This is a genomic window from Vibrio sp. RC2502 (assembly GCF_054850435.1).
In genome coordinates this window covers 3,243,624-3,268,593 of sequence record NZ_CM141453.1, presented here as the reverse complement: position 1 = coordinate 3,268,593, position 24,970 = coordinate 3,243,624, and the positions used below count along the sequence as shown (strand labels likewise).

Below are 24,970 nucleotides of genomic sequence, written 5' to 3'. Positions count from 1 at the left end.
AGGCGATTGAAATCACTCCAATCGCCCTATTTAGCATGCTGTTACGCGCGTGTTTTTGTTAGCACTGCGTAGTAGAAACCATCCATATCTTCTTCGCCTGGTAGAATTTGACGACCAGGCTGGTCGGGATCAGAATCCAGCAGTTGCACATCCGCGGTACGTGCTAAAAACGCTTTTACTTGCTCCACGTTTTCTTGCGGTGTGATTGAACAAGTCGCGTAAACCATTGTGCCGCCGGGTTTCAGTTGCGTCCACATGGCATCAAAAATTTCACTTTGTAGCTCTGCTAATGCGGCGATGTCGTCTGCACGACGTAGCCATTTGATGTCTGGGTGACGACGAATCACGCCAGTCGCAGAACATGGGGCATCCAGCAAAATGCGATCAAATTGCTCGCCTTGCCACCATTCTTGTGGATTACGCGCATCACCGCAAACCACTTTTGCCTGAAGGTTGAGACGCTTCAGGTTTTCATGCACACGTTTCAAGCGTGTGTCGTCGCAGTCAATCGCGACCACTTCACTGCCCGACGTGCGCTCTAGAATGTGCGCAGTTTTGCCACCTGGCGCTGCACAGCAATCTAAAATCAGTTCGCCGTCTTGTGGTTTTAGGTAGTTGATCGAGAGCTGCGCCGCCGCATCTTGTACCGAAACCCAACCTTTATCAAAGCCAGGTAGCTTTATCACGTCACATGGTGCGGCCAATTTTATGGCGTCCATTGCTTCTGTGTGTGGCGTGCTATCAATGTTTTCATTTTTGAGTAGCGCAAGGTATTCATCACGAGTGTGGTGTTGATGGTTCACACGCAGCCACATTGGTGCTTTTTGGTTGTTCGCTTCAACAATGCTTTCCCATTGCTGTGGATAGGCCTCTTGCAGCAGTTTTAGTAACCAGCTTGGGTGACCGTACTTGCCAGCGTTGTTGCTGACGGCCATTTGGTCGAGTTCTTCTTGGTTGCGTTGGTAGTTACGCAGTACAGCGTTAATCAAACCACGCAGACGAGGACCTTTCAGCTCTTTAGTGCCTTCAACCGTTTCACCGACTGCTGCGTGCGCAGGAATACGCATGAAGCTCAGTTGGTAAATGCCAACCAGAATTAGGTGATGGAATACACGTTGTTTGCCTTTGAGCGGCTTATCCATCAACTGGTTTGCGATCATTTCTAGGCGAGGTAGGTAACGTAGCGCACCGTAACAGATCTCTTGTAGCAGAGCGTGGTCACGAGGTCGTACCGTTTGTTGAGCCGCTGGAAGAGCGCTTGAAAGTGAGTGGCCCTTGTCGACGACAAGATACAGGACGTTAGCAGCCGCAGCGCGAACATTCATGATGAGTACCTTAAAGTAAAGGAGGGCATCTCTGCCCTCTAAAAGTTCGTATTATTGGGGATAATAACCCCTAGTATGGCTTAAACCAGCAGAGTGCCGACTTCAAACCAAGCAGCACGTGAGTTCAGAATATCCTGAACTGACATGGCTTTTTTGCCAGGAACTTGCAGTTGCTCTAGCACCAGTACACCGTTGCCTGTCACAACATAGATACCGGTTTTATCTGCTTGCACGATGGTGCCGGCTGGCTTGTCACTGGTTTGCTCTGCCACACGGCTTTGCCATACTTTGATGCTGTTTTCTGCCGCCTCAAAGTGGCTCATTGGCCATGGGTTAAATGCACGAACGCAGCGCTCAATGTGCGCCGCATCGTCGTTCCAGTTGATGCGTGCTTCTTCTTTGCTGAGTTTTTTCGCATAGTTCGCTAGCTCATCGTCTTGCTTCACTGGCACTGCTTTACCCGCAGCAATGTCTGCTAGGCAGTCAATCAGGGCTTCTGGACCAAGCTCAGCCAATTTTTCGTACATTGAAGCGCTGGTATCTGTCGCTTCGATTGGCAGAGTTGCAATCTTCAGCATATCACCAGTGTCGAGACCGATGTCCATCTGCATAATGGTCACGCCAGTTTCTGCATCGCCCGCCCAAATAGAGCGTTGGATTGGAGCCGCACCACGCCAACGAGGTAGGATAGAACCATGTACGTTGATACAACCCAGTTTAGGGGTATCAAGAACCGCTTGTGGCAGTAGCATACCGTATGCCACGACAACCATGAGATCGGCGTTCAGGTCGGCAAGTTCTTGTTTCGCTTCGTCGGACTTAAAGCTTTCAGGTTGGTAAACCGGGATGTTGTGTTCCAGCGCCAGTTGTTTTACCGGTGGCGCAGCCAATTTCTTGCCACGACCCGCTGGACGATCTGGGTTTGTGTAAACCGCGATGACTTCATGCTCCGAAGACAACAACGCCGCCAAGTGACGGGCGGCGAAATCCGGAGTACCTGCAAAGACAATACGTAAAGACTGACTCAAGGTAGACTTCCTTCTAATTGGTATGGTTCGAGATTAAGCGTTTTGCTGCTTCTCGTTAAAGCGTTTGATTTTTGCTAGCTTGTCCTGAATGCGTTTGCGTTTCAGTGGTGATAGGTAATCCACGAATAGCTTACCTTGTAGGTGATCAAGCTCGTGTTGAACACAAATCGCTAGCAGGTCGTCGGCTTCAAAGGTGAACTCTTTGCCATCACGATCCAGTGCTTTAACGGTAACTTCTGCAGCGCGAGGCACAAGTGCGCGTGCACCTGGTACCGACAGACAGCCTTCTTCGATGCCATCTTCGCCACGCTTTTCCAGAATCTCAGGGTTGATTAGCACCATCGGCTCATCGCGAGTTTCTGAAATATCAATCACTACGATACGTTTGTGGATATCAACCTGCGTTGCAGCAAGGCCAATACCTTCTTCGTCGTACATGGTTTCAATCATGTCATCGACGATTTTTTGAATCTCAGGAGTCACCGCGTCAACAGGCTTCGCGACCGTGCGCAGGCGATCATCTGGGAATGTTAATACTTGTAATACAGACATATTCACTCGAAATATTGAACTGTGCCGAAACAGCACAAACCTTGTTGGCTCAATTCTAGACATTTTATGGCCTAAATGACAGCATCCTTGCACCAATTTCCATTCTGGTTCCTGCTTAACAGACCAAGGACGAGGGTCATGAATCGAATTTTCCGCAACGTTGCCAGTGTTACGTTGCCGTTACTTTTCTCTTTCAACGCTGTAGCAAATGTGGATGCTAAACCACTGACTGTTAAAGATGATGCGCCACAAACGTATGTAGTCGTGAAGGGCGATACGCTATGGGATATTTCGGCCATGTACTTAGATAGCCCGTGGTTGTGGCCTCGTTTGTGGCAAGTCAATCCAGACATCGATAACCCTCATTTAATTTATCCCGGAGATAAGCTGTCTTTGGTGTGGATTAACGGTCAGCCCGTGCTGAGCCTAAAACCGGTTAAGAAGCTGAGCCCGAAAGCACGCATCACAGAAAAGAAAGCCGTACCAACGGTAGCGGAAGGTTTGGTGATGCCGTATCTCAAATCGGATCGGTTGCTGGATCAAGATGCGTTGAACAATGCTGCAAAAGTGATGGGCAGCAGCAAAGGCAGTAAGTATCTGACGGCAGAAGATGTGCTGTACATCGATGGCAAGCAGACCGCTACAGGCTGGGCTATTTACCGACCGGTAGAAACCTTTTCGCGTGACGATGTGTCTAAAGAGATCACTGCGCTGCGTTTGATTGCCAAAGGCGAACTCGTTGAAGCTTCGAGCGATTATTCTGGTTTGAAGATCACGTCTCAATTGCAAGAAATCCTGCGCAACGATATCGCGTTGCCAAATCAATCGGTTGAGAACACTGACTTCACAACAACGTTCTACCCTATGCCGTCGCCACAAGGCAGTTCTGCAAAGTTGCTAGGCAATATCGAAGGTATTCGCTTTAGCTCAACCAACCAAGTCGTGGTGATTGATAAAGGTACGTCTGACAGTCTGAAACAAGGCAGTGTGTTTGATTTAAAAGAAGACGCGCATCCGGTTTACAAAGATGGCGATGAATTCAAGAAAGAGTTTGGTGTTCTCGATAAGAAAATAACCTTACCTCAAAGCAAGGTTGGCGAGTTGCTGGTCATTCGTCCTTATGAGTACTTTAGCTTGGCGTTGATCACAACCAGCACTAAACCCATCAATAAAGAGGTCTCTGTGGTTTCGCCTCTGACGCAAGAGTCGACCACCAATGAAACCACGCAATAACGACAGTGACCTTGCTGCCTGGCTTAAGCTGAGTTGCTTGCCAGGCATCGGTGGGGTCAAAATGAATAAGCTGCTCGCCAAAGATACGCCTCGCAATATCATCAATTTCTCTTCTGAACAGCTCTATCAATTGGGTTTGACGAACAAACAGTTGCAAGCTTGGGCTTCGGCCGATAAAGAGGTCGATGCTTGTTTAACGTGGCTAGCCACTTCTACAAATCATCACATTCTGACGCTGGCCGATCCTTTATATCCCCCTTTACTCAAGCAAGTTGTCGCTCCGCCTCCGTTGTTATTTGTTGAGGGGAATCCTACCTTTTTATCGCAACCACAAATTGCCATGGTGGGCAGCCGTAACGCCAGTTTTGATGGTTTACACCATGCACGTCAATTTGCGGCAGAGTTGGCTCAGCAAGAATTGATTGTCACTAGCGGCTTAGCGCTTGGGATTGATGGCCATGCTCATGATGGTGCGCTACAAGCGGGTGGTAAGACGATAGCTGTGCTCGGGTCTGGTTTAGAACATATTTATCCTGCTCGTCATCGTAGTTTAGCGCAGCGAGTAACAGAGAATGGCGCACTGGTTTCTGAGTTTCGTCCCAATGCCAAGCCTCGAGCAGAAAATTTTCCGCGTCGAAACCGTATCATTAGCGGCTTATCGTTAGGTGTGTTAGTGGTGGAAGCGGCCGAGAAAAGTGGCTCGCTTATTACCGCGCGTTATGCCCTTGAGCAAGGGCGAGAAGTGTTTGCGCTGCCGGCCTCAATTAATGCTCGCAATGCTAGTGGTGGTAACCAATTGATTCGCAACGGTGCCTGCCTCGTAGAGAAAACCCAAGATATCCTCGATGAAATACAGTCTTTACTCGATTGGTCTGTTAATCAAAGTATCGATTTATTTTCTACGTTAAATGATGAAGAAGAATTGCCATTTCCTCAGCTGTTAGCTAACGTAGGAAGTGAAGCTACACCGGTTGATATTCTTGCAAACAGGACCAATATACCTGTCCAAGAAGTCATGATGCAGCTCTTAGAGCTTGAGCTCTCTGGGCATGTTGTTGCGGTTTCAGGTGGCTATATTCGAAAGGGGAGGGGCTAGCTATGATGATGGATATACTGATGTATCTATTCGAAACCTACATCCATAGCGATGCAGAGTTACAGGTCGAACAAGACGAGTTGGAAGAAGAATTGCTTCGCGCAGGCTTCCAACAAAAAGATATCTACAAAGCCCTTGTCTGGTTAGAAGAGCTCGCAGCGCTGCAGCAAAGTGATACATCTTCTGCGATTTCGGCTTGTATCGCGTCATCATCGACTCGTATCTACACTGCAAAAGAGATGCAGCGTTTGGATTTGGAGTGCCGAGGTTTTTTATTGTTCCTTGAGCAAATCAATGTATTGACGACAGAAACTCGTGAAATGGTGATTGACCGAGTGATGGGTCTAGAAACGAGCGAGTTTGAGCTTGAAGACCTCAAATGGATCATTTTGATGGTGCTGTTTAATGTGCCTGGTAATGAAAACGCTTATACGCTAATGGAAGAGCTGTTGTACACCAAGGAACAAGGGATTCTTCACTAACCCAATCTAGGCAAGTTCGGGTTTAGCTAGCAAGAACGCGAGCTTGTCTTTTGGTGTGTTTTTCACGAAACGGTAAGTATGAGTAGTAAAATCGACAACACCCTTTTCTCTGCCCATGAACACGCATTGGAACACGAGCCGTGTCCTAAATGTGGCAGCGAGTTGACCCTCAAACATGGCAAACACGGCCCCTTTCTTGGCTGTAGCCACTACCCAAGCTGTGATTACATCAAAGCCCTGCACAACAATGATGGACACATCGTCAAAGAGCTTGGCGTTCCTTGTCCAAATTGTGGTAACGAGTTGGTATTACGCCAAGGGCGTTATGGCATGTTTGTTGGTTGCAGTAACTATCCGGCGTGCCATCATATTGAGTCGATTAATCAACCTGAGCCAGAAAAGCAGCCGCAAGAGCAACACGCGTGTCCTGAATGTGGTAAAGGTCATTTAGTTGAGCGTAAAACGCGCTTTGGTAAAACTTTCTACGCATGTGATAACTACCCTAAATGCAAATTTGCAGTTAATCTCCCTCCGGTTAAAGGGAGATGCGAAGAATGTGGTTTTACTTTGTTGGTGGAGAAGAAACTCGCCAGTGGTGTGAAATTGCAATGTGCCAACCGTAAGTGCCAGCACACCCAACAAGGGTAAATACATCAAAGGAATTAAAAAGGGTCGCATCGTGCGACCCTTTGTGGTTTTTGGGGCTAGATTTTAGCGTTATGCTTGTTTCGCAAACTCGTGCACGGCTGGGAATGCCATTGGATCTAAGACATCCGCGAGAGCGCACAATCTACGGTGCAATTCTCCTGGGTAGTCACCGCATACGTTGATGTGACCCATTTTGCGTCCTTCACGTTTCTCTTTGCCGTACCAATGGATGTGACAACCATCCATGGCGAGCAATGCTTCTGGTAACGTATCTTCACCAAGAATATTCACCATTGAGGTTTCGCGAATCAGTTTGGTGCTGCCTAACGGCAAGCCGCACACGGCGCGCAGATGGTTTTCAAACTGACAAGTTTCCGCACCTTGCTGTGTCCAGTGACCGGAGTTGTGCACGCGTGGGGCAATCTCATTGACTAACAGTGTGCCCTCGACATCAAAGAATTCGAGCGCTAATACGCCAACGTAATCTAGGCTATCTGCGACGGCCGTGAACATCTGTTTGGCTTGGGCTTGCAGCTCTGGCGCATCAATTGCGGTGGATAAGCTCAATATGCCATTGGTATGAACGTTTTCTGCTAGAGGGTAAACCTCAACACTGCCGTCTTTGCCACGCGCACCAACTAAAGAGACTTCACGATTAAATGGCACAAACTCCTCAGCCACAATGGCTTGAGTTGGTGTTGCTGCAATGCACTCCGCCATTTCTGCCCAGATCGTCTCGATCTGAGCCGCTTCTTTCAAGCGCCATTGGCCTTTACCATCGTAACCACCCAATGCACTTTTCAGCACCATAGGCATGCCAACATGTTCAATTGCGCGTTCAAAATCTTCACGTGTCTCAATCACGTAGTACTTTGCATTACGCACACCAGCATTATCGAGTAGCGCTTTTTCAACACGGCGGTCACCGCCTGCTTTGATGGCTGCGGTACTAGGGAGGAACTTGCCACTTAATTCACAGATGTCGAGTACATCGTGAGGTATATGTTCGAATTCTGCGGTGATCGCATCCACTTGTTCAATGGCATTTTCCAAACCATGACCAAGCACCTGTTGGGTAAGAGGATGGACAACGTTACCGCTACCGACATCGTAAGCCGAGATTTGGATGTTCAGTGGTGCACCAGCCAGAGACATCATGCGAGCCAACTGACCTGATCCGAGAACCAGTACATGCATCTGATTAATCCTCAGCTGGATTTGGGTTAGCCAGTACGGTTTCCGTCTGTTCATTGCGGAACGCTTCTACCTTCGCCATGATGCTTTCGTCATGAGTACCTAGGATTTGTGCCGCTAAGATGCCCGCGTTTGCAGCGCCCGCTTCGCCAATCGCTAACGTGCCGACTGCAATGCCTTTTGGCATTTGTACAATAGATAGCAAAGAGTCCATGCCTTTTAGAGCGCGAGATTGAACCGGAACGCCAAGTACAGGCAAACTGGTGAAGGCTGCCGCCATTCCTGGTAGGTGAGCTGCACCACCGGCACCTGCGATGATCACTTTGATGCCGCGTTCTTTCGCGCTGCTAGCGTAATCGGCTAATAGTTGAGGAGTACGGTGAGCTGACACCACCTTTGTTTCGTAAGACACGCCAAATTGATCCAGCATGTCTGCTGCTAGTTTCATGGTTGGCCAATCGGATTTAGAACCCATGATGATACCGACTTTCATCTCAAACTCCTTCAAGCTGCAAAATTAGGTGAGCTGATAAATTTGTGCGCATTATACGGGGATTTTTATCTCAAGCAAACGTTTGCGTCTTGTTGTTGACGCTATTGATACATTTTATAAAAAAATTGCTTTAGTGTCTGAGAATGAATATTTGTACACTTAGTGAAAATAATACAGTCAGACAATCAGGAAGTAATCGGTGGATAACTTTGAACAAGTGCTCAACGCACTACAACAAGGCGAAGTGATTGCCTACCCAACAGAAGGGGTTTTTGGTGTCGGATGCGATCCAGATAACCCAGAAGCAATTCAAAAACTGCTGGATCTCAAGCAGCGTCCGGTGGAAAAAGGGCTGATTCTGATCGCCGCAAGTTATGAGCAGCTCTTGCCGTATATTGATGAATCTCAACTGACTCCAGAACAATTAGCGACCGTTCATGCAACTTGGCCTGGCCCATACACTTGGATCATGCCAGCGAGCGATAAAGTCTCCAACTGGGTTTCAGGACAGTTTGATTCAATTGCAGTTCGTGTGACTGATCATCCTTTGGTTCAAAAGATGTGTAATGCATTCGGAAAGCCGTTAACCTCTACCAGCGCGAATCTTTCCGGCTTGCCACCGTGTATGACCACGGAAGAGGTAGAGCAGCAATTAGGTGACAAGCTGGTGGCCATTCTTCGTGGTGAAACCAGCGGCCGTGATAAACCCAGCGAGATTCGTGACGCCAAAACTTCACAAATATTAAGACAGGGCTAACCCTGCTTGCCAGCCATCAATAGGTATCACGTAATAGGTAATAACGTATGTCAGCAATCGATAAGTACGCCGTAAAGCAGTTCCTGATGTCACTTCAGGACTCCATTTGTCAGCAGTTAGAACAAGAAGATGGAAAGGCCGTCTTTGTCGAAGATGCATGGCATCGTGAACCGGGCGAACGTCTTGGTGGCGGTGGGCGCTCACGTGTTCTGCGTGATGGTCTTGTTTTCGAGCAAGGTGGGGTGAACTTCTCGCATGTGGAAGGGAAAGAAATGCCAGCATCTGCGACGGCTCATCGTCCGGAGCTAGCTGGTCGCCGCTTTGAAGCGATGGGGGTCTCTTTGGTTATCCATCCCAAAAACCCTTACGTCCCAACTTCTCATGCGAATGTACGTTTCTTTATCGCAGAGAAAGAGGGCGAAGAGCCAATTTGGTGGTTTGGTGGTGGTTTCGACCTGACTCCTTTCTATCCTTTCGAAGAAGATTGTCAGTCATGGCACGACACAGCTAAGGCCATCTGTGCCCCATTTGGTGAAGATGTGTATGCCGAGCACAAAGCGTGGTGTGATAAGTACTTCTTCTTGCCACATCGAAACGAAACTCGTGGTGTCGGTGGTTTGTTCTTTGATGATTTGAATCACTGGGAGTTTGATAAGTGTTTTGATTACATCAAAGCGGTGGGTGAAGGCTATTGCCAAGCTTACTTGCCGATTGTGTCTCGTCGTAAAGACATCGAATATGGCGAGCGTGAACGTGAATTCCAACTTTACCGTCGTGGTCGTTATGTTGAGTTCAACTTAGTGTACGACCGTGGCACTTTATTCGGTTTACAAAGTGGTGGGCGTACCGAGTCGATTCTGATGTCGATGCCGCCGTTAGCGCGCTGGGAGTACTGCTACGAACCAGAAGCAGGAACGCCTGAAGCCGAACTTTACGAGCGATACCTGAAACCTCGCGAATGGTAAGCACGGAATCTCCTTTTCTATATAGATAGATAATGATAGGGTCATCTGTAATCAGATGGCCCTGTTTTCTCTATATCTAAGTAAGGAATAAAGGTAAGGACATGACCCCGCAAATCGATCGTTACGCCGTGTTTGGTAACCCTATCGGGCACAGCAAGTCGCCATTTATCCATACACTCTTTGCTCGTCAAACTAATCAGTCCCTAACATACACCGCAGAATGTGCGCCTGTGGGTGGATTTATCGAGGCGGCGAAAGCATTTTTTGCTGACGGCGGCAAAGGCTGTAACGTGACCTTGCCTTTTAAAGAAGACGCCTATCAATTTGCCAGCCGTTTGACCGAGCGTGCTCAGCTTGCTGGAGCAGTGAATACACTTAAGAAGCTTGATGATGGTGAAATCATTGGTGATAACACTGATGGTGCAGGCTTAGTGCAGGACTTGTTGCAACATCAAGTCGTTTTAGAAGGCGCCCGCATCCTGATCATAGGAGCTGGTGGTGCCGCTCGAGGAGTGATTAAACCATTGCTCGATCAAAAACCAACATCTCTAACGATAACTAATCGTACATTTTCCAAAGCCGAAGAATTGGCAGAATTGTTTTCTGTGTATGGCCCTGTTACAGCAAAAGAGATGAATACCGTTGCTGAAGAGTTCGATATCATAATCAACTCTACGTCTGCATCATTGAGTGGTGAGTTACCTGCGATCTCTTCCTCGGTGTTCGCCGCCAATAGTACAAGCTACGACATGATGTATGGCAAAGGTGATACCACATTTAACCAATGGGCTAAGCAACACGGTGCGGCACATGCTTATGATGGTTTAGGTATGTTAGTTGGCCAAGCTGCTGAGAGTTTTATGTTATGGCGCGGTCTTCGTCCTGGGGCCAAACAGATTTTGCGTGAATTAAGAAAGAACCTTGAAGGTCAATAAGCGATGAATCAATCCATTTTATTCCCAGACATGCAATCATGGGATGAAGTATCACAATCAGTAAACTTTGCGGCGCAACAATCTGGTGCGCTAATAGAATGCTTTGTGACGAAACAAAAGTTAGAAAAGTTATCTGGCTCAGAGTTAGATACGGAGCAGGCCGTGATCTCTGCTTTTATTGACTACCGATTTGATCTGGAAGAAATAGCAGAAGAGCTAATAGAAGATGAAGCCTTCAACGAAGAAGGCCATATTATCATCGGCTAACAGACCTTTAGTTCAAGTCTTCTACTTCATGTAAGTAGTCGTTTTTGTTTTGAACATAGTTATTGGCAGACTTTTGCAAAAAAGCTCGTTCTGTCTCTGATAGAGGGCGAGCTTGTTTTACTGGACTACCGACATAAAGATAACCGCTTTCTAATCTCTTTCCTGGCGGTACTAAACTGCCCGCTCCAATCATCACCTCTGATTCAATAACGACAGCATCTAAAACAATCGCCCCCATACCAACCAAAACACGATCGTGTATCTCACAACCGTGCAGCATCACTTTGTGGCCAATCGTAACGTCATTGCCAATAATAAGTGGATAGCCGTTTGGGTTTTCAGAGTTCTTATGGGTGACATGCAAAACACTGCCATCTTGAATATTCGTTCGATCACCAATGTGAATGTGGTTCACATCGCCTCGTGCCGCTACTAATGGCCAAATGCTAGAATCGTCCCCAATACGGATATCTCCGACTAACACTGAGGTTGAGTCAACGTAAACACGCTCACCAAGTTGAGGCTTTATACCTTTGTAGCTTCTAATTGAGCTCATCTTTTCTCCTTATTAGGGGTGATTACAGGGGACATGGAGGTAGAATAGAAGTGAAAACTCGCCTTTTAGAATAAAAAACACCCAAACGATAAAAAAATCAAAAAAAACGTGAAAAAGGGCTTGCCAATGTGATCGCAATCTCTATAATGCCACCTCGCTGACACGGCAACGCTTCGAAAGAAACGAAGTCGAGGTTAGCAAGCCAAATTAGCCAAGCGGAAACGCTTGAAGAAAGTTTGAAAAAAGTGATTGACACTAAACTTTAACTCGCTAAAATGGCCGTCCTGTTTTGAGCAAAGCTCATCAGGAAAAGCTCTTTAACAATATAGACCTATCAATCTGTGTGGGCACTCGTTGATGATAATCCAATTCGATACTTCGGTATCAAATTAGGTTTCAATGAAACGAAGTGACCATTGAATCTTCGGATTCAGCACAGTCAATTCAAACATTACTTTATGTAATGTTCAGTATTCATTGAGCCGAACAAAATCTTAAATTGAAGAGTTTGATCATGGCTCAGATTGAACGCTGGCGGCAGGCCTAACACATGCAAGTCGAGCGGAAACGAGTTATCTGAACCTTCGGGGAACGATAACGGCGTCGAGCGGCGGACGGGTGAGTAATGCCTAGGAAATTGCCCTGATGTGGGGGATAACCATTGGAAACGATGGCTAATACCGCATGATGCCTACGGGCCAAAGAGGGGGACCTTCGGGCCTCTCGCGTCAGGATATGCCTAGGTGGGATTAGCTAGTTGGTGAGGTAAGGGCTCACCAAGGCGACGATCCCTAGCTGGTCTGAGAGGATGATCAGCCACACTGGAACTGAGACACGGTCCAGACTCCTACGGGAGGCAGCAGTGGGGAATATTGCACAATGGGCGCAAGCCTGATGCAGCCATGCCGCGTGTGTGAAGAAGGCCTTCGGGTTGTAAAGCACTTTCAGTCGTGAGGAAGGTAGTGTAGTTAATAGCTGCATTATTTGACGTTAGCGACAGAAGAAGCACCGGCTAACTCCGTGCCAGCAGCCGCGGTAATACGGAGGGTGCGAGCGTTAATCGGAATTACTGGGCGTAAAGCGCATGCAGGTGGTTTGTTAAGTCAGATGTGAAAGCCCGGGGCTCAACCTCGGAATTGCATTTGAAACTGGCAGACTAGAGTACTGTAGAGGGGGGTAGAATTTCAGGTGTAGCGGTGAAATGCGTAGAGATCTGAAGGAATACCGGTGGCGAAGGCGGCCCCCTGGACAGATACTGACACTCAGATGCGAAAGCGTGGGGAGCAAACAGGATTAGATACCCTGGTAGTCCACGCCGTAAACGATGTCTACTTGGAGGTTGTGGCCTTGAGCCGTGGCTTTCGGAGCTAACGCGTTAAGTAGACCGCCTGGGGAGTACGGTCGCAAGATTAAAACTCAAATGAATTGACGGGGGCCCGCACAAGCGGTGGAGCATGTGGTTTAATTCGATGCAACGCGAAGAACCTTACCTACTCTTGACATCCAGAGAACTTTCCAGAGATGGATTGGTGCCTTCGGGAACTCTGAGACAGGTGCTGCATGGCTGTCGTCAGCTCGTGTTGTGAAATGTTGGGTTAAGTCCCGCAACGAGCGCAACCCTTATCCTTGTTTGCCAGCGAGTAATGTCGGGAACTCCAGGGAGACTGCCGGTGATAAACCGGAGGAAGGTGGGGACGACGTCAAGTCATCATGGCCCTTACGAGTAGGGCTACACACGTGCTACAATGGCGCATACAGAGGGCAGCCAACTTGCGAAAGTGAGCGAATCCCAAAAAGTGCGTCGTAGTCCGGATTGGAGTCTGCAACTCGACTCCATGAAGTCGGAATCGCTAGTAATCGTGGATCAGAATGCCACGGTGAATACGTTCCCGGGCCTTGTACACACCGCCCGTCACACCATGGGAGTGGGCTGCAAAAGAAGTAGGTAGTTTAACCTTCGGGGGGACGCTTACCACTTTGTGGTTCATGACTGGGGTGAAGTCGTAACAAGGTAGCGCTAGGGGAACCTGGCGCTGGATCACCTCCTTAAACGATGATTACTCACGATGAGTGTCCACACAGATTGATACGGTTTATAAAGTAAAGAGAAGAAGAGTTCCCAAACTCTTCAATCCAGTGTCCCGTTCGTCTAGAGGCCTAGGACACCGCCCTTTCACGGCGGTAACAGGGGTTCGACTCCCCTACGGGATACCATTGGGTCGTTAGCTCAGTTGGTAGAGCAGTTGACTTTTAATCAATTGGTCGCAGGTTCGAATCCTGCACGACCCACCATTCTTCTCCACGAAGAATTAAAACTTATGTGGGCGATTAGCTCAGTTGGGAGAGCACCTGCCTTACAAGCAGGGGGTCACTGGTTCGAGCCCGGTATCGCCCACCATTCTCTAAGTATTTTTGGATAGGAATTCCAAACCACTTCAGTAAGACGTATGTGGTTAGAATCTTCGACTCTGAAAGTCTTTAGAAAATGTACTTCCTTGTGAAGAAACATTGCTCTTTAACAATTTGGAAAGCTGACAAAACAACAATTTATTGTTGTTTGTAAAGTTCTCAATGTTTGTCTTTATGACAAACACCAAAATAACACATTCAAGTGTTCTTGGAATTTGAGTCCGGCAAAATCGAGTCTGCATCATGTATAAAAATTGCAGACAACTTTGGTGACTTGTTCATCAACTCGAAACTCCTTCGGGTTGTATGGTTAAGTGACTAAGCGTACACGGTGGATGCCTTGGCAGTCAGAGGCGATGAAAGACGTAGTAACTTGCGATAAGCCCAGATTAGGTAGTAACAACCATTTGAGTCTGGGATTTCTGAATGGGGAAACCCACTTACATAAGTAAGTATCATTAACTGAATACATAGGTTAATGAGGCGAACCGGGGGAACTGAAACATCTAAGTACCCCGAGGAAAAGAAATCAACCGAGATTCCGAAAGTAGCGGCGAGCGAAATTGGACTAGCCCTTAAGCTTTACACGCGTTAGACGAACGGTCTGGAAAGTCCGACGATACAGGGTGATAGTCCCGTAGTTGACGACGTGTGTTCAGTGAAATCGAGTAGGGCGGGACACGTGATATCCTGTCTGAATATGGGGGGACCATCCTCCAAGGCTAAATACTACTGACTGACCGATAGTGAACCAGTACCGTGAGGGAAAGGCGAAAAGAACCCCTGTGAGGGGAGTGAAATAGAACCTGAAACCGTGTACGTACAAGCAGTAGGAGCAGGCTTTGTCCTGTGACTGCGTACCTTTTGTATAATGGGTCAGCGACTTATATTCAGTGGCAAGGTTAACCATCTAGGGGAGCCGTAGGGAAACCGAGTCTTAACTGGGCGTTCAGTCTCTGGATATAGACCCGAAACCAGGTGATCTAGCCATGGGCAGGTTGAAGGTTGAGTAACATCAACTGGAGGACCGAACCGACTAATGTTGAAAAATTAGCGGATGACTTGTGGCTAGGGGTGAAAGGCCAATCAAACCTGGAGATAGCTGGTTCTCCCCGAAAGCTATTTAGGTAGCGCCTCGGACGAATACTACTGGGGGTAGAGCACTGTTAAGGCTAGGGGGTCATCCCGACTTACCAACCCTTTGCAAACTCCGAATACCAGTAAGTACTATCCGGGAGACACACGGCGGGTGCTAACGTCCGTCGTGGAGAGGGAAACAACCCAGACCGCCAGCTAAGGTCCCAAATTACTACTAAGTGGGAAACGATGTGGGAAGGCTCAGACAGCCAGGATGTTGGCTTAGAAGCAGCCATCATTTAAAGAAAGCGTAATAGCTCACTGGTCGAGTCGGCCTGCGCGGAAGATGTAACGGGGCTAAGTAGTAAACCGAAGCTGCGGCAATGTGCTTTTGCACATTGGGTAGGGGAGCGTTCTGTAAGCGGTTGAAGGTGTGTGGTAACGCATGCTGGACGTATCAGAAGTGCGAATGCTGACATGAGTAACGATAAAGGGGGTGAAAAACCTCCTCGCCGGAAGACCAAGGGTTCCTGTCCAACGTTAATCGGGGCAGGGTAAGTCGACCCCTAAGGCGAGGCCGAAAGGCGTAGTCGATGGGAAACGGGTTAATATTCCCGTACTTCTTACAATTGCGATGGGGGGACGGAGAAGGCTAGGTGGGCCTGGCGACGGTTGTCCAGGTTCAAGTGCGTAGGCTTAAGAGTTAGGTAAATCCGGCTCTTTTTAAGGCTGAGACACGACGTCGAGCACCTACGGGTGTGAAGTCATTGATGCCATGCTTCCAGGAAAAGCCTCTAAGCTTCAGATTGTAAGGAATCGTACCCCAAACCGACACAGGTGGTCGGGTAGAGAATACCAAGGCGCTTGAGAGAACTCGGGTGAAGGAACTAGGCAAAATGGTACCGTAACTTCGGGAGAAGGTACGCTCTTGATGGTGAAGTCCCTCGCGGATGGAGCTGACGAGAGTCGCAGATACCAGGTGGCTGCAACTGTTTATTAAAAACACAGCACTGTGCAAAATCGTAAGATGACGTATACGGTGTGACGCCTGCCCGGTGCCGGAAGGTTAATTGATGGGGTTAGACTTCGGTCGAAGCTCTTGATCGAAGCCCCGGTAAACGGCGGCCGTAACTATAACGGTCCTAAGGTAGCGAAATTCCTTGTCGGGTAAGTTCCGACCTGCACGAATGGCGTAATGATGGCCACGCTGTCTCCACCCGAGACTCAGTGAAATTGAAATCGCTGTGAAGATGCAGTGTACCCGCGGCTAGACGGAAAGACCCCGTGAACCTTTACTACAGCTTGGCACTGAACATTGACCCTACATGTGTAGGATAGGTGGGAGGCTTTGAAGCACGTACGCCAGTATGTGTGGAGCCGTCCTTGAAATACCACCCTTGTAGTGTTGATGTTCTAACGTCGACCCCTAATCGGGGTTGCGGACAGTGCCTGGTGGGTAGTTTGACTGGGGCGGTCTCCTCCCAAAGAGTAACGGAGGAGCACGAAGGTGGGCTAATCACGGTTGGACATCGTGAGGTTAGTGCAATGGCATAAGCCCGCTTGACTGCGAGAATGACAATTCGAGCAGGTGCGAAAGCAGGTCATAGTGATCCGGTGGTTCTGAATGGAAGGGCCATCGCTCAACGGATAAAAGGTACTCCGGGGATAACAGGCTGATACCGCCCAAGAGTTCATATCGACGGCGGTGTTTGGCACCTCGATGTCGGCTCATCACATCCTGGGGCTGAAGTCGGTCCCAAGGGTATGGCTGTTCGCCATTTAAAGTGGTACGCGAGCTGGGTTTAGAACGTCGTGAGACAGTTCGGTCCCTATCTGCCGTGGGCGTTGGAAGATTGAAGGGGGCTGCTCCTAGTACGAGAGGACCGGAGTGGACGAACCTCTGGTGTTCGGGTTGTGTCGCCAGACGCATTGCCCGGTAGCTAAGTTCGGAATCGATAACCGCTGAAAGCATCTAAGCGGGAAGCGAGCCCTGAGATGAGTCTTCCCTGATACTTTAAGTATCCTAAAGGGTTGTCGGAGACTACGACGTTGATAGGTCAGGTGTGTAAGTGCTGTGAGGCATTGAGCTAACTGATACTAATTGCCCGTGAGGCTTAACCATACAACACCCAAGGGGTTTTGATGGACTCGAAGCAAGAACAGAATTGAATGTGTAGAGAACACAAAAACAGCTTTCCGAATTAAAGAATTTGCTTGGCGACCATAGCGTTTTGGACCCACCTGACTCCATTCCGAACTCAGAAGTGAAACGAAATAGCGCCGATGGTAGTGTGGGGTTTCCCCATGTGAGAGTAGGACATCGCCAGGCTTTAAATTTAGACTTAGGTCTAACCAGTGCGGAGCGGTAGTTCAGTTGGTTAGAATACCGGCCTGTCACGCCGGGGGTCGCGGGTTCGAGTCCCGTCCGCTCCGCCACTTATTTCAAAGACCTCGCTTTTGCGAGGTTTTTTTGAATCTACAATGTGATAAACTGTAGATACTACAGGGGTGTAGCTCCAATTGGCAGAGCAGCGGATTCCAAATCCGCGTGTTGGGAGTTCGAATCTCTCCACCCCTGCCATATTTAAAGCCTCAGTCGAAAGACTGGGGCTTTTTTGTATCTGTAGATCTGAGCTGAAGAGATCTTTCTATCTTCAAGTAGTACTTAAACGAGATATGTTTATCTAAACCGCAAATTCCCCTAAGGGTTCTTCCTATGAAAAATTGCTTGGAACGTATGTAAAAGTGACTCCTGTAACTTTTAAATATTTTAGTGGTTTTAAAGCGATTATATTGTCGAATTCTAAGATTGTGTTACCGATGACTGAGCGATTTTGATTACAATATCATCAGAACTTATTGGGGGAATTATGGGGCAGTTTTCTATTTTAGGCTTTATCGCACTCGGTGGGGCAATCGGTGCGTGTTCTCGATATTTAGTGTCTGAGTTTTGTGTCTTACTTTTCGGGCGGGGCTTTCCTTACGGTACGCTGACTGTTAACGTTGTTGGCTCTTTCATTATGGGGTTGCTCATTGCTGCATTTGAAAGTGAAATATTAGCAACTGAACCATGGAGACAAGTGATTGGCCTAGGCTTCCTTGGTGCGCTTACCACCTTTTCAACATTTTCTATGGATAACGTACTGCTTATGCAGCAAGGTGCTTTCTTTAAAATGGGTTTAAACATCTTATTGAATGTTGTTCTTAGTATCTCGGCGGCTTGGATCGGTTTCCAATTATTGATGCGTAGCTAGCAAAAGTAACGAAAATGTAATCAGGTCGGCTTGGTTTAACCAAGCCGTTTTTATATACTGGCTTCACTTGTCGGAGTGCCATAAGGCTGAGACCGTTAATTCGGGATCCGTTGAACCTGATCAGATTAATATCTGCGAAGGGAACAAGAGAAGATACCTACACCAGACAACGTCTGGCTAACCTATCAAAACGTCGAATGCAGTAATAGACAAAGAGTGAGCACCTGAACTCTAATCGTCCATAATTCGACCCCTCTTGTCGCATCTATCCGCCAAGCATTTTTATCCCAATACTTTTTATCTAGAATAACAAGCAAGGAAAAATGCTATGTCGAGTCGCAAACAAGCGAGGCTGGAAGCAAAACAGTTTATTGATACTCTCTCGGTACAGCCGTACCCAAACTCAACCAAAGTGTATGTAGAGGGTTCTCGTCCTGACATCCGAGTGCCAATGCGTGAAATTTCTTTGGCTGATAGCCTAATTGGTGGCACCAAAGAGGCTCCAATTTTTGAGCCGAATGAGCCTGTACGTGTTTATGACACCTCTGGTGTATATACCGATCCAGATTACGCTATCGACCTTTACAGTGGCTTACCAAAGCTTAGAGAAGGGTGGATTGAAGAACGCAATGATACTGAAATCCTTGAAGACGTGAGCTCTGTTTACGCAAAAGAGCGTCTTGACGATGAAACCTTAGATGATTTGCGTTATGGCAACTTACCACGTATTCGACGAGCTAAAGCCGGAAAATGCGTCACTCAACTACACTATGCTCGCAAAGGCATTGTTACTCCGGAAATGGAATACATTGCACTGCGTGAGAACATGGGGCGCGCTAAATATCGCGATGACGTGCTGACTCAGCAGCATCCCGGCCAAAGCTTCGGTGCAAATCTACCTAAAGACATTACTGCAGAATTCGTTCGTAAAGAAGTCGCAGAAGGTCGCGCCATCATTCCTTCGAATATCAATCATCCAGAATCTGAACCAATGATTATTGGCCGTAACTTCTTAGTTAAGGTGAATGCCAATATTGGTAACTCATCGGTCACGTCTTCAATCGAAGAAGAAGTGGAAAAACTTGTCTGGGCGACACGCTGGGGTGGCGATACCGTGATGGACCTTTCTACCGGCCGTAACATTCATGAAACTCGCGAATGGATTTTACGCAATAGCCCGGTGCCAATTGGTACGGTTCCTATGTATCAGGCTTTGGAGAAAGTAAATGGCATTGCTGAGAACCTGAATTGGGAAGTCATGCGCGACACGTTAATCGAACAAGCAGAGCAGGGTGTTGATTACTTTACTATCCATGCTGGTTTACTACTTCGCTATGTTCCAATGACTGCGAAGCGAGTGACGGGGATTGTTTCGCGTGGTGGTTCGATTATCGCTAAGTGGTGTCTAGCGCATCACCAAGAAAGCTTCTTATACACCCATTTCCGCGAGATCTGTGAAATTTGTGCGAAGTACGATGTCGCTCTATCTCTTGGTGATGGCTTGCGTCCTGGCTCGGTTGCAGACGCGAACGATGAAGCGCAATTTGCAGAGCTGCGTACGCTCGGCGAGTTGACGAAAATCGCATGGGAATATGATGTACAGGTCATCATTGAAGGCCCTGGCCATATTCCAATGCACATGATCAAAGAGAATATGGACCAACAGTTGGAACACTGTCATGAAGCGCCGTTCTACACCTTGGGTCCTCTAACGACAGATATCGCTCCGGGTTATGACCATATTACATCCGGTATTGGCGCGGCGATGATTGGTTGGTATGGCTGCGCTATGTTGTGTTACGTGACCCCTAAGGAGCACTTGGGGCTTCCAAATAAAGAAGACGTTAAAACCGGTATGATCACCTACAAGCTAGCTGCGCATGCTGCGGATTTAGCAAAAGGGCATCCGGGAGCACAAGTTCGTGACAATGCCTTATCAAAGGCGCGTTTTGAATTCCGCTGGGAAGACCAATTTAACCTCGCTTTAGACCCCGATACGGCACGTGCATTTCATGATGAAACGCTACCGCAAGAGTCTGGAAAAGTAGCGCACTTCTGCTCAATGTGCGGCCCTAAATTCTGCTCAATGAAGATTTCTCAAGAAGTCAGGGAGTATGCCAAAGATACAGAGCAAGTTGCCGCGGATCAGGCGATTTCTATCAAGATGTTAGATGACCCGCTGGAAGGCATGCGTAAGAAGTCTGAAGAGTTTCGTGCGACAGGCTCGGAGCTTTATCACCCAGCCGTGCACGCCGAGGCGGATGAGTAATGGCTAAAATCCTTATTCCGTCGTCGTTAATTCCGCTGACAGGATCTGTTCAGCAGTGCTTATTGTTGGCGAAAGAACAGGGTTTTAGTATTGATGAGATTGAGTTGGGCGTAAGCCCAACTCAATTTATTCAACTTGTTCTTGGGCAAAATACCTTTCGTGTAGGTACCGATCTGATTGACGTATGTGAGGAAGTAGAGACTGCCGATTTTGTGCTTTACTACAAATCAGGTCTATCGGTCTCAGAATGTCGCCAACAACCATCCTCGGCCATTTTTATTGGTATTGAAGACGTAGAGTCTAAGCACGATGATTCTGTTGAAACGACAAGCGCGGACGTGTTGGATATCTGGCGCCATCCGATTAATGATGAAATAAGAGCTCTGTCAGTTGCTTCTACTTCTAGAACTACAACTCTTCAAACCGATCAACACTTAGCGTGGACAGTAACGCTGCTTGCTCTCGATTTCCCTATTGAAGATGCTTTAACCTTAGCGCGCCCAATGACGAATGTTTCACGTGAAACACTCATTAATGGTGAAACAATGGTTAAGCAGGAGTGGGCGTCTCAGTTTGCTGATTTTCCTACACCAGTCTTAGAAGATTGTCGTTTAGGCATCAAAGTAGGTTGGTCATCACACGGACAGTCGGTTAACTTTCCTCATCTGAGCAAACAGAGTTTGGGGCTCTATCCGGTCGTGGACGACGTCAGTTGGATTGAACGGTTGTTGCCATTGGGCATCAACACCATTCAACTACGTATCAAAGACCCCTATCAGCCAGACTTAGAACAGCAGATTGCACGCGCAATTGAACTCGGTCGTCAGTATGACGCTCAAGTTTTTATTAATGATTATTGGCAACTGGCCATCAAGCATGGTGCTTTCGGGGTTCATCTTGGTCAAGAGGATATCGAAGATTCCAATTTGAGTCAGTTGAGCACCGCAGGCATTTGCTTAGGTCTATCAACCCATGGTTATTATGAACTGCTGCGTATCGTCCAAATTAATCCAAGCTACATTGCGCTGGGGCATATCTTTCCGACCACCACCAAACAAATGCAATCCAAACCGCAAGGTTTGGTTCGCTTAGCTTTGTATCAAAAGCTGATCGATAGCATTCCATATGGTGAAAGTGTTGGCTATCCAACTGTGGCCATTGGTGGCATTGACCAATCAAACGCAGAGCAAGTTTGGCAATGTGGCGTGTCCAGTTTAGCGGTGGTTCGTGCGATTACCTTGTCCGAATCGCCGAAACAAGTGATTGAGTTTTTCGATCAACTGATGAGCACAACGAGCACGTCATTGGTCATGGAGGACTATCGTGCTTACTGATCAAGAATTCATTCGTTATCAGCGTCAAGTTTCGTTACCTGAAATCGGAGAATCGGGCCAAGCTCGTCTTGGTCAATCTCATGTATTGCTCATCGGCTGTGGTGGGTTGGGTAGTGCAGCAAGTTTGTATCTCGCGGCTGCTGGCGTGGGTAAATTGGTTGTGATTGATGATGACCGTGTCGACAGCAGCAATTTGCAGCGCCAGGTTATCTATCGTGAAGGCGACATCGAACTGGCGAAAACCGAGGCGATGGCTCAGCAGCTTCGTCATCTCAATTCAATGATTCAGGTACGCACGATTACCAAGCGTCTCGACCAAGCTCAGTTACAACTCGAAGTCATGTTGGCGGATGTGGTGTTGGATTGCAGTGACAACCTGCCAACGAGGCAGCTGATCAATCAAGTTTGTTATGAGCAAAATACACCTCTGATATCGGCGGCAGCGATTGGTTGGCAAGGGCAGTTTGCTGTTTTTGACTACTCAGACAAACCATCAAATTCAGGCTGCTATCGATGCTTGTATCCGTTTGATGAATTGCAGCAAACAATGACGTGCAGCGAAACCGGCATTATCGGCCCTGTGGTGGGCACTCTGGGGAACTACCAAGCTCTCGCTGCTATTCAAAAGTTGGCGATAGATCGCTTTCATGTTGAGTGTGGTCAGTTACACCTCTTTGATGGACTGCGGATGAACTGGCAGACCATGTCGATCACCAAAGACAAGCAATGTCAGGTTTGTGGTGACAATAATCTTGCACCAGTGAGCAGTTAAGAGATGACCGCCATGACAGTTTCAAATCAATTCGCATCAAATTCGTTTGTACGTTCATTTGCCAAAGGAGAGAGGTAGCGTGATAACTATCGCTATTAACGACCAAGCTCAGCAGGTCGAGTGTAAAGCCAACCTACAGCAAATCATTACACAGTTTTCTCTGCCTGAAATGGGCTGTGTTTTTGCCATTAATAATCAAGTGGTGCCGCGTAGCGAATGGGCGAGTACGGTACTTTCTGAGGGAGATAGCATCTCTCTGTTTCAAGCCATCGCAGGGGGATAATGTCGATGCTGAAAATTGGTGATAAAGAATTTCAATCACGTTTGTTCACCGGAACAGGCAAGTTTTCTAATAGCCGTTTAATGGCTGAAGCCATCCAGGTTTCAGGTTCACAGCTCGCCACGATGGCGCTTAAACGTGTGGATGTGAATGATCAGCAAGATGACATTTTACAGCCTTTGATTCACGCCGGTGTGAATTTGCTACCGAACACCTCTGGCGCAAAAAATGCCAAAGATGCAGTTTTTGCTGCGCAGCTTGCTCGCGAAGCGTTGGGCACAAATTGGGTCAAATTGGAGATCCATCCCGACCCAAAATACTTAATGCCTGATCCGATAGAAACCTTAGCCGCTGCCGAGCAGCTCGTGCGAGATGGCTTTATTGTGTTGCCATATTGCCATGCTGATCCGGTTTTATGTAAACGGCTGGAAGAAGTTGGCTGTGCTGCGGTGATGCCATTGGGAGCGCCGATTGGTTCGAACAAAGGTATCGCTTCGCACGATTTTCTAGAAATCATTATTGGCCAAGCGAACGTACCTGTTGTCGTGGATGCGGGAATTGGTGCGCCTTCACATGCGGCAAGAGCGATGGAAATGGGCGCGGATGCCGTGCTGGTCAATACGGCCATCGCTGCCGCAAGTAATCCCGTTGCGATGGCGAAAGCGTTCAAGATGGCAGTCGAGTCAGGTCGTATGGCTTATGAAGCTGGGCTTGCAGGGAAAGTTTCTCATGCCGTTGCTTCCAGTCCGCTAACGGCTTTTCTCGATGAACTGTAGAAGTGAGGGTTCAATATGAGCTTTTATGATCGCTTTCAGCAGCTCGATTGGGATGACATATCCATGTCGATTTATGCTAAAACGGCGCAGGATGTGGAAAGGGCGCTAGCAAAACCAAAACGAGATTTGGAAGATTTTAAAGCGTTGATTTCTCCTGCGGCTGAACCGTACTTAGAGCAGATGGCAAAGCTTTCTTATTCGCTGACGCGTAAGCGTTTTGGCAACACTATGTCGCTGTATATCCCGCTGTACCTCTCTAATCTTTGCGCCAACGCTTGTACCTATTGTGGCTTCTCTATGGAGAACCGCATAAAGCGAAGAACGCTGAATAGGGACGAAGTTGAGGCGGAGATTGATGCGATTAAGCGAATGAAGTTCGACAGCGTGTTACTGGTAACGGGTGAGCATGAGACCAAAGTTGGGATGAAATACTTTCGCGAAATGGTGCCAATTATCAAGCAGCGATTTAACTATTTAGCGATGGAAGTCCAACCGTTGAATCAGGACGAATACGCCGAGCTCAAAACATTGGGCCTTGATGCGGTGATGGTGTATCAAGAAACCTATCATCCCAAAACATATGCTCAGCATCATTTGCGTGGCAATAAAATGGATTTCCGATACCGGCTTGAAACGCCTGATAGGTTGGCAAAGGCGGGGATCGACAAAATCGGTATTGGCGCTTTGATTGGTTTGGAAGAGTGGCGCGCCGACTGCTTTTTTGCTGCTGCTCATCTGGATTACCTTGAGCGTACTTATTGGCAATCGCGTTATTCGATTTCTTTTCCTCGTTTACGCCCTTGTGCCGGTAATGCACCAGCGTCGGGATTACAACCGAAATCTGTCATGACGGATAAGCAGTTGGTGCAACTGATTTGCGCCTACCGGCTGTTTAATCCGGAAGTGGAGTTGTCATTGTCGACGCGCGAATCACCACAGTTTCGCGACAATGTATTACCGTTAGGTATCACGAGTATGTCTGCGGCATCGAAAACACAACCCGGTGGTTATGCGACCGAAGAGGTGGAACTGGAACAGTTCGAAATCAGTGACGAGCGTAGCGCGGCATCGGTAGAAGACATGATCAGAGCGAAAGGTTTCGATCCGGTCTGGCGTGATTGGCACTCAGCTTACTCAGGTTAACCGAGGCGTGGCATGTTTCACGTGAAACATTGTGATTGAATGAACGCTTAGCTTTGATTTTCATGGATGTGATTTACGAATTTAGCCCTAAAAAAAGGCTCTCCAAGTGGAGAGCCTTTTCTATT

21 protein-coding genes, 5 tRNA genes, 3 rRNA genes and 1 riboswitch are annotated in these 24,970 nt (G+C 47.8%); of the genes, 23 read left to right on the top strand and 6 right to left on the bottom strand.

The annotated features are described in order from the left end of the window. Positions 1-41: 41 nt before the first annotated feature. The 3 genes from rsmB to def all read right to left on the bottom strand — a co-directional run bounded on the left by rsmB (position 42) and on the right by def (position 2,905). Positions 42-1,325, bottom strand: a complete 1,284-nt coding sequence (rsmB, locus tag ACYJZR_RS15275) for a 16S rRNA (cytosine(967)-C(5))-methyltransferase RsmB (protein WP_021823166.1) — start codon at positions 1,323-1,325, stop codon at positions 42-44. 80 nt (positions 1,326-1,405) lie between these two features. After that, on the bottom strand, positions 1,406-2,353 hold the full coding sequence (fmt, locus tag ACYJZR_RS15270) for a methionyl-tRNA formyltransferase (RefSeq protein ID WP_025606610.1): 948 nt from the start codon (positions 2,351-2,353) through the stop codon (positions 1,406-1,408). Between the two features lie 33 nt (positions 2,354-2,386). After that, the gene (gene def / locus ACYJZR_RS15265; protein WP_005461416.1) at positions 2,387-2,905 is read right to left on the bottom strand and encodes a peptide deformylase; all 519 of its coding nucleotides are present in this window, start codon (positions 2,903-2,905) and stop codon (positions 2,387-2,389) included. Positions 2,906-3,043: 138 nt separating this feature from the next. Here def and ACYJZR_RS15260 point away from each other — a divergent pair, with 138 nt between their 5' ends. The 4 genes from ACYJZR_RS15260 (at position 3,044) to ACYJZR_RS15245 (ending at position 6,364) form a co-directional block, all read left to right on the top strand. Beyond that, positions 3,044-4,138 carry a LysM peptidoglycan-binding domain-containing protein gene (locus ACYJZR_RS15260; protein WP_005461388.1) on the top strand — a complete coding sequence of 365 codons (1,095 nt, stop codon included), beginning with the start codon at positions 3,044-3,046 and terminating at the stop codon, positions 4,136-4,138. Further along, entirely contained in the window at positions 4,122-5,234 is a 1,113-nt protein-coding gene (gene dprA / locus ACYJZR_RS15255) for a DNA-processing protein DprA (RefSeq protein WP_015297512.1), read from the top strand. The genes ACYJZR_RS15260 and dprA overlap by 17 nt, the downstream gene beginning before the upstream one ends. 2 nt (positions 5,235-5,236) lie before the next feature. Beyond that, positions 5,237-5,716 carry a DUF494 family protein gene (locus ACYJZR_RS15250; RefSeq protein ID WP_005461440.1) on the top strand — a complete coding sequence of 160 codons (480 nt, stop codon included), beginning with the start codon at positions 5,237-5,239 and terminating at the stop codon, positions 5,714-5,716. 78 nt (positions 5,717-5,794) lie between these two features. Then, positions 5,795-6,364 (top strand): DNA topoisomerase family protein, encoded by a 570-nt coding sequence (locus ACYJZR_RS15245; protein WP_285331479.1) that lies wholly within the window; start codon positions 5,795-5,797, stop codon positions 6,362-6,364. Positions 6,365-6,433: 69 nt separating this feature from the next. Here the strand turns inward: ACYJZR_RS15245 and ACYJZR_RS15240 are convergent, their stop codons facing one another. Together ACYJZR_RS15240 and purE are read right to left on the bottom strand one after the other, a co-directional pair. Then, complete coding sequence (locus ACYJZR_RS15240) at positions 6,434-7,561, bottom strand: 5-(carboxyamino)imidazole ribonucleotide synthase (protein ID WP_285331480.1); 1,128 nt, start codon at positions 7,559-7,561, stop codon at positions 6,434-6,436. A gap of 4 nt (positions 7,562-7,565) precedes the next feature. After that, positions 7,566-8,051 (bottom strand): 5-(carboxyamino)imidazole ribonucleotide mutase, encoded by a 486-nt coding sequence (gene purE, locus ACYJZR_RS15235; RefSeq protein WP_005394016.1) that lies wholly within the window; start codon positions 8,049-8,051, stop codon positions 7,566-7,568. 199 nt (positions 8,052-8,250) lie between these two features. On the opposite strand from purE, the gene ACYJZR_RS15230 reads away from it, so the two are divergent. From ACYJZR_RS15230 to ACYJZR_RS15215, 4 genes are all read left to right on the top strand, one after another. Continuing rightward, on the top strand, positions 8,251-8,808 hold the full coding sequence (locus tag ACYJZR_RS15230) for an L-threonylcarbamoyladenylate synthase type 1 TsaC (protein ID WP_015297509.1): 558 nt from the start codon (positions 8,251-8,253) through the stop codon (positions 8,806-8,808). A 47-nt stretch (positions 8,809-8,855) separates the two neighbouring features. Then, positions 8,856-9,773 carry an oxygen-dependent coproporphyrinogen oxidase gene (hemF, locus tag ACYJZR_RS15225; protein WP_021449063.1) on the top strand — a complete coding sequence of 306 codons (918 nt, stop codon included), beginning with the start codon at positions 8,856-8,858 and terminating at the stop codon, positions 9,771-9,773. A gap of 101 nt (positions 9,774-9,874) precedes the next feature. Next, complete coding sequence (gene aroE, locus ACYJZR_RS15220; RefSeq protein ID WP_021483941.1) at positions 9,875-10,708, top strand: shikimate dehydrogenase; 834 nt, start codon at positions 9,875-9,877, stop codon at positions 10,706-10,708. Between the two features lie 3 nt (positions 10,709-10,711). After that, positions 10,712-10,975 carry a DUF1488 family protein gene (locus ACYJZR_RS15215; RefSeq protein WP_005461429.1) on the top strand — a complete coding sequence of 88 codons (264 nt, stop codon included), beginning with the start codon at positions 10,712-10,714 and terminating at the stop codon, positions 10,973-10,975. Positions 10,976-10,982: 7 nt separating this feature from the next. Here the strand turns inward: ACYJZR_RS15215 and ACYJZR_RS15210 are convergent, their stop codons facing one another. Beyond that, a complete protein-coding gene (locus ACYJZR_RS15210; RefSeq protein WP_005461433.1) occupies positions 10,983-11,531 on the bottom strand; it encodes a gamma carbonic anhydrase family protein in 549 nt (182 codons plus the stop codon). Between the two features lie 496 nt (positions 11,532-12,027). Here ACYJZR_RS15210 and ACYJZR_RS15205 point away from each other — a divergent pair. From ACYJZR_RS15205 to thiH, 15 genes are all read left to right on the top strand, one after another. Further along, positions 12,028-13,580, top strand: a 16S ribosomal RNA gene (locus ACYJZR_RS15205). An 89-nt stretch (positions 13,581-13,669) separates the two neighbouring features. After that, positions 13,670-13,745, top strand: a tRNA-Glu gene (locus tag ACYJZR_RS15200). A gap of 2 nt (positions 13,746-13,747) precedes the next feature. Continuing rightward, a tRNA-Lys gene (locus ACYJZR_RS15195) sits at positions 13,748-13,823 on the top strand. 30 nt (positions 13,824-13,853) lie between these two features. Continuing rightward, positions 13,854-13,929, top strand: a tRNA-Val gene (locus ACYJZR_RS15190). 319 nt (positions 13,930-14,248) lie between these two features. Beyond that, positions 14,249-17,139: ribosomal RNA gene (locus ACYJZR_RS15185) — 23S ribosomal RNA — on the top strand. A gap of 91 nt (positions 17,140-17,230) precedes the next feature. After that, positions 17,231-17,346, top strand: a 5S ribosomal RNA gene (gene rrf / locus ACYJZR_RS15180). The 16S, 23S and 5S rRNA genes sit together here with 5 tRNA genes alongside, the layout of an rRNA operon. 30 nt (positions 17,347-17,376) lie before the next feature. After that, positions 17,377-17,453: transfer RNA gene (locus ACYJZR_RS15175), tRNA-Asp, on the top strand. Between the two features lie 68 nt (positions 17,454-17,521). Beyond that, a tRNA-Trp gene (locus tag ACYJZR_RS15170) sits at positions 17,522-17,598 on the top strand. 289 nt (positions 17,599-17,887) lie between these two features. Beyond that, complete coding sequence (crcB, locus tag ACYJZR_RS15165; protein WP_005497358.1) at positions 17,888-18,271, top strand: fluoride efflux transporter CrcB; 384 nt, start codon at positions 17,888-17,890, stop codon at positions 18,269-18,271. A gap of 61 nt (positions 18,272-18,332) precedes the next feature. Then, positions 18,333-18,431: riboswitch (TPP riboswitch) on the top strand. A 168-nt stretch (positions 18,432-18,599) separates the two neighbouring features. Then, positions 18,600-20,540 carry a phosphomethylpyrimidine synthase ThiC gene (thiC, locus tag ACYJZR_RS15160; protein WP_005497360.1) on the top strand — a complete coding sequence of 647 codons (1,941 nt, stop codon included), beginning with the start codon at positions 18,600-18,602 and terminating at the stop codon, positions 20,538-20,540. After that, a complete protein-coding gene (locus ACYJZR_RS15155) occupies positions 20,540-21,874 on the top strand; it encodes a thiamine phosphate synthase (protein ID WP_406966463.1) in 1,335 nt (444 codons plus the stop codon). Before thiC ends, ACYJZR_RS15155 begins: the two co-directional genes overlap by 1 nt. Further along, entirely contained in the window at positions 21,864-22,646 is a 783-nt protein-coding gene (gene thiF / locus ACYJZR_RS15150; RefSeq protein ID WP_025523519.1) for a thiazole biosynthesis adenylyltransferase ThiF, read from the top strand. The genes ACYJZR_RS15155 and thiF overlap by 11 nt, the downstream gene beginning before the upstream one ends. Before the next feature lie 79 nt (positions 22,647-22,725). Beyond that, positions 22,726-22,929 (top strand): sulfur carrier protein ThiS, encoded by a 204-nt coding sequence (gene thiS / locus ACYJZR_RS15145; RefSeq protein WP_017449536.1) that lies wholly within the window; start codon positions 22,726-22,728, stop codon positions 22,927-22,929. 5 nt (positions 22,930-22,934) lie between these two features. Then, on the top strand, positions 22,935-23,702 hold the full coding sequence (locus ACYJZR_RS15140; protein WP_025983445.1) for a thiazole synthase: 768 nt from the start codon (positions 22,935-22,937) through the stop codon (positions 23,700-23,702). Between the two features lie 15 nt (positions 23,703-23,717). Beyond that, positions 23,718-24,845 carry a 2-iminoacetate synthase ThiH gene (thiH, locus tag ACYJZR_RS15135; protein WP_017449534.1) on the top strand — a complete coding sequence of 376 codons (1,128 nt, stop codon included), beginning with the start codon at positions 23,718-23,720 and terminating at the stop codon, positions 24,843-24,845. Positions 24,846-24,970 lie beyond the last annotated feature (125 nt).

Excerpts from the sequence above, each read along its gene's own strand:
- rsmB (WP_021823166.1), bottom strand. The coding sequence starts at position 1,325 with ATGAATGTTCGCGCTGCGGCTGCTAACGTCCTGTATCTTGTCGTCGAC.
- def (WP_005461416.1), bottom strand. The coding sequence starts at position 2,905 with ATGTCTGTATTACAAGTATTAACATTCCCAGATGATCGCCTGCGCACG.
- ACYJZR_RS15260 (WP_005461388.1), top strand. The coding sequence starts at position 3,044 with ATGAATCGAATTTTCCGCAACGTTGCCAGTGTTACGTTGCCGTTACTT.
- dprA (WP_015297512.1), top strand. The coding sequence starts at position 4,122 with ATGAAACCACGCAATAACGACAGTGACCTTGCTGCCTGGCTTAAGCTG.
- ACYJZR_RS15250 (WP_005461440.1), top strand. The coding sequence starts at position 5,237 with ATGATGATGGATATACTGATGTATCTATTCGAAACCTACATCCATAGC.
- ACYJZR_RS15245 (WP_285331479.1), top strand. The coding sequence starts at position 5,795 with ATGAGTAGTAAAATCGACAACACCCTTTTCTCTGCCCATGAACACGCA.
- ACYJZR_RS15240 (WP_285331480.1), bottom strand. The coding sequence starts at position 7,561 with ATGCATGTACTGGTTCTCGGATCAGGTCAGTTGGCTCGCATGATGTCT.
- purE (WP_005394016.1), bottom strand. The coding sequence starts at position 8,051 with ATGAAAGTCGGTATCATCATGGGTTCTAAATCCGATTGGCCAACCATG.
- hemF (WP_021449063.1), top strand. The coding sequence starts at position 8,856 with ATGTCAGCAATCGATAAGTACGCCGTAAAGCAGTTCCTGATGTCACTT.
- aroE (WP_021483941.1), top strand. The coding sequence starts at position 9,875 with ATGACCCCGCAAATCGATCGTTACGCCGTGTTTGGTAACCCTATCGGG.
- ACYJZR_RS15215 (WP_005461429.1), top strand. The coding sequence starts at position 10,712 with ATGAATCAATCCATTTTATTCCCAGACATGCAATCATGGGATGAAGTA.
- ACYJZR_RS15210 (WP_005461433.1), bottom strand. The coding sequence starts at position 11,531 with ATGAGCTCAATTAGAAGCTACAAAGGTATAAAGCCTCAACTTGGTGAG.
- crcB (WP_005497358.1), top strand. The coding sequence starts at position 17,888 with ATGGGGCAGTTTTCTATTTTAGGCTTTATCGCACTCGGTGGGGCAATC.
- thiC (WP_005497360.1), top strand. The coding sequence starts at position 18,600 with ATGTCGAGTCGCAAACAAGCGAGGCTGGAAGCAAAACAGTTTATTGAT.
- ACYJZR_RS15155 (WP_406966463.1), top strand. The coding sequence starts at position 20,540 with ATGGCTAAAATCCTTATTCCGTCGTCGTTAATTCCGCTGACAGGATCT.
- ACYJZR_RS15140 (WP_025983445.1), top strand. The coding sequence starts at position 22,935 with ATGCTGAAAATTGGTGATAAAGAATTTCAATCACGTTTGTTCACCGGA.
- thiH (WP_017449534.1), top strand. The coding sequence starts at position 23,718 with ATGAGCTTTTATGATCGCTTTCAGCAGCTCGATTGGGATGACATATCC.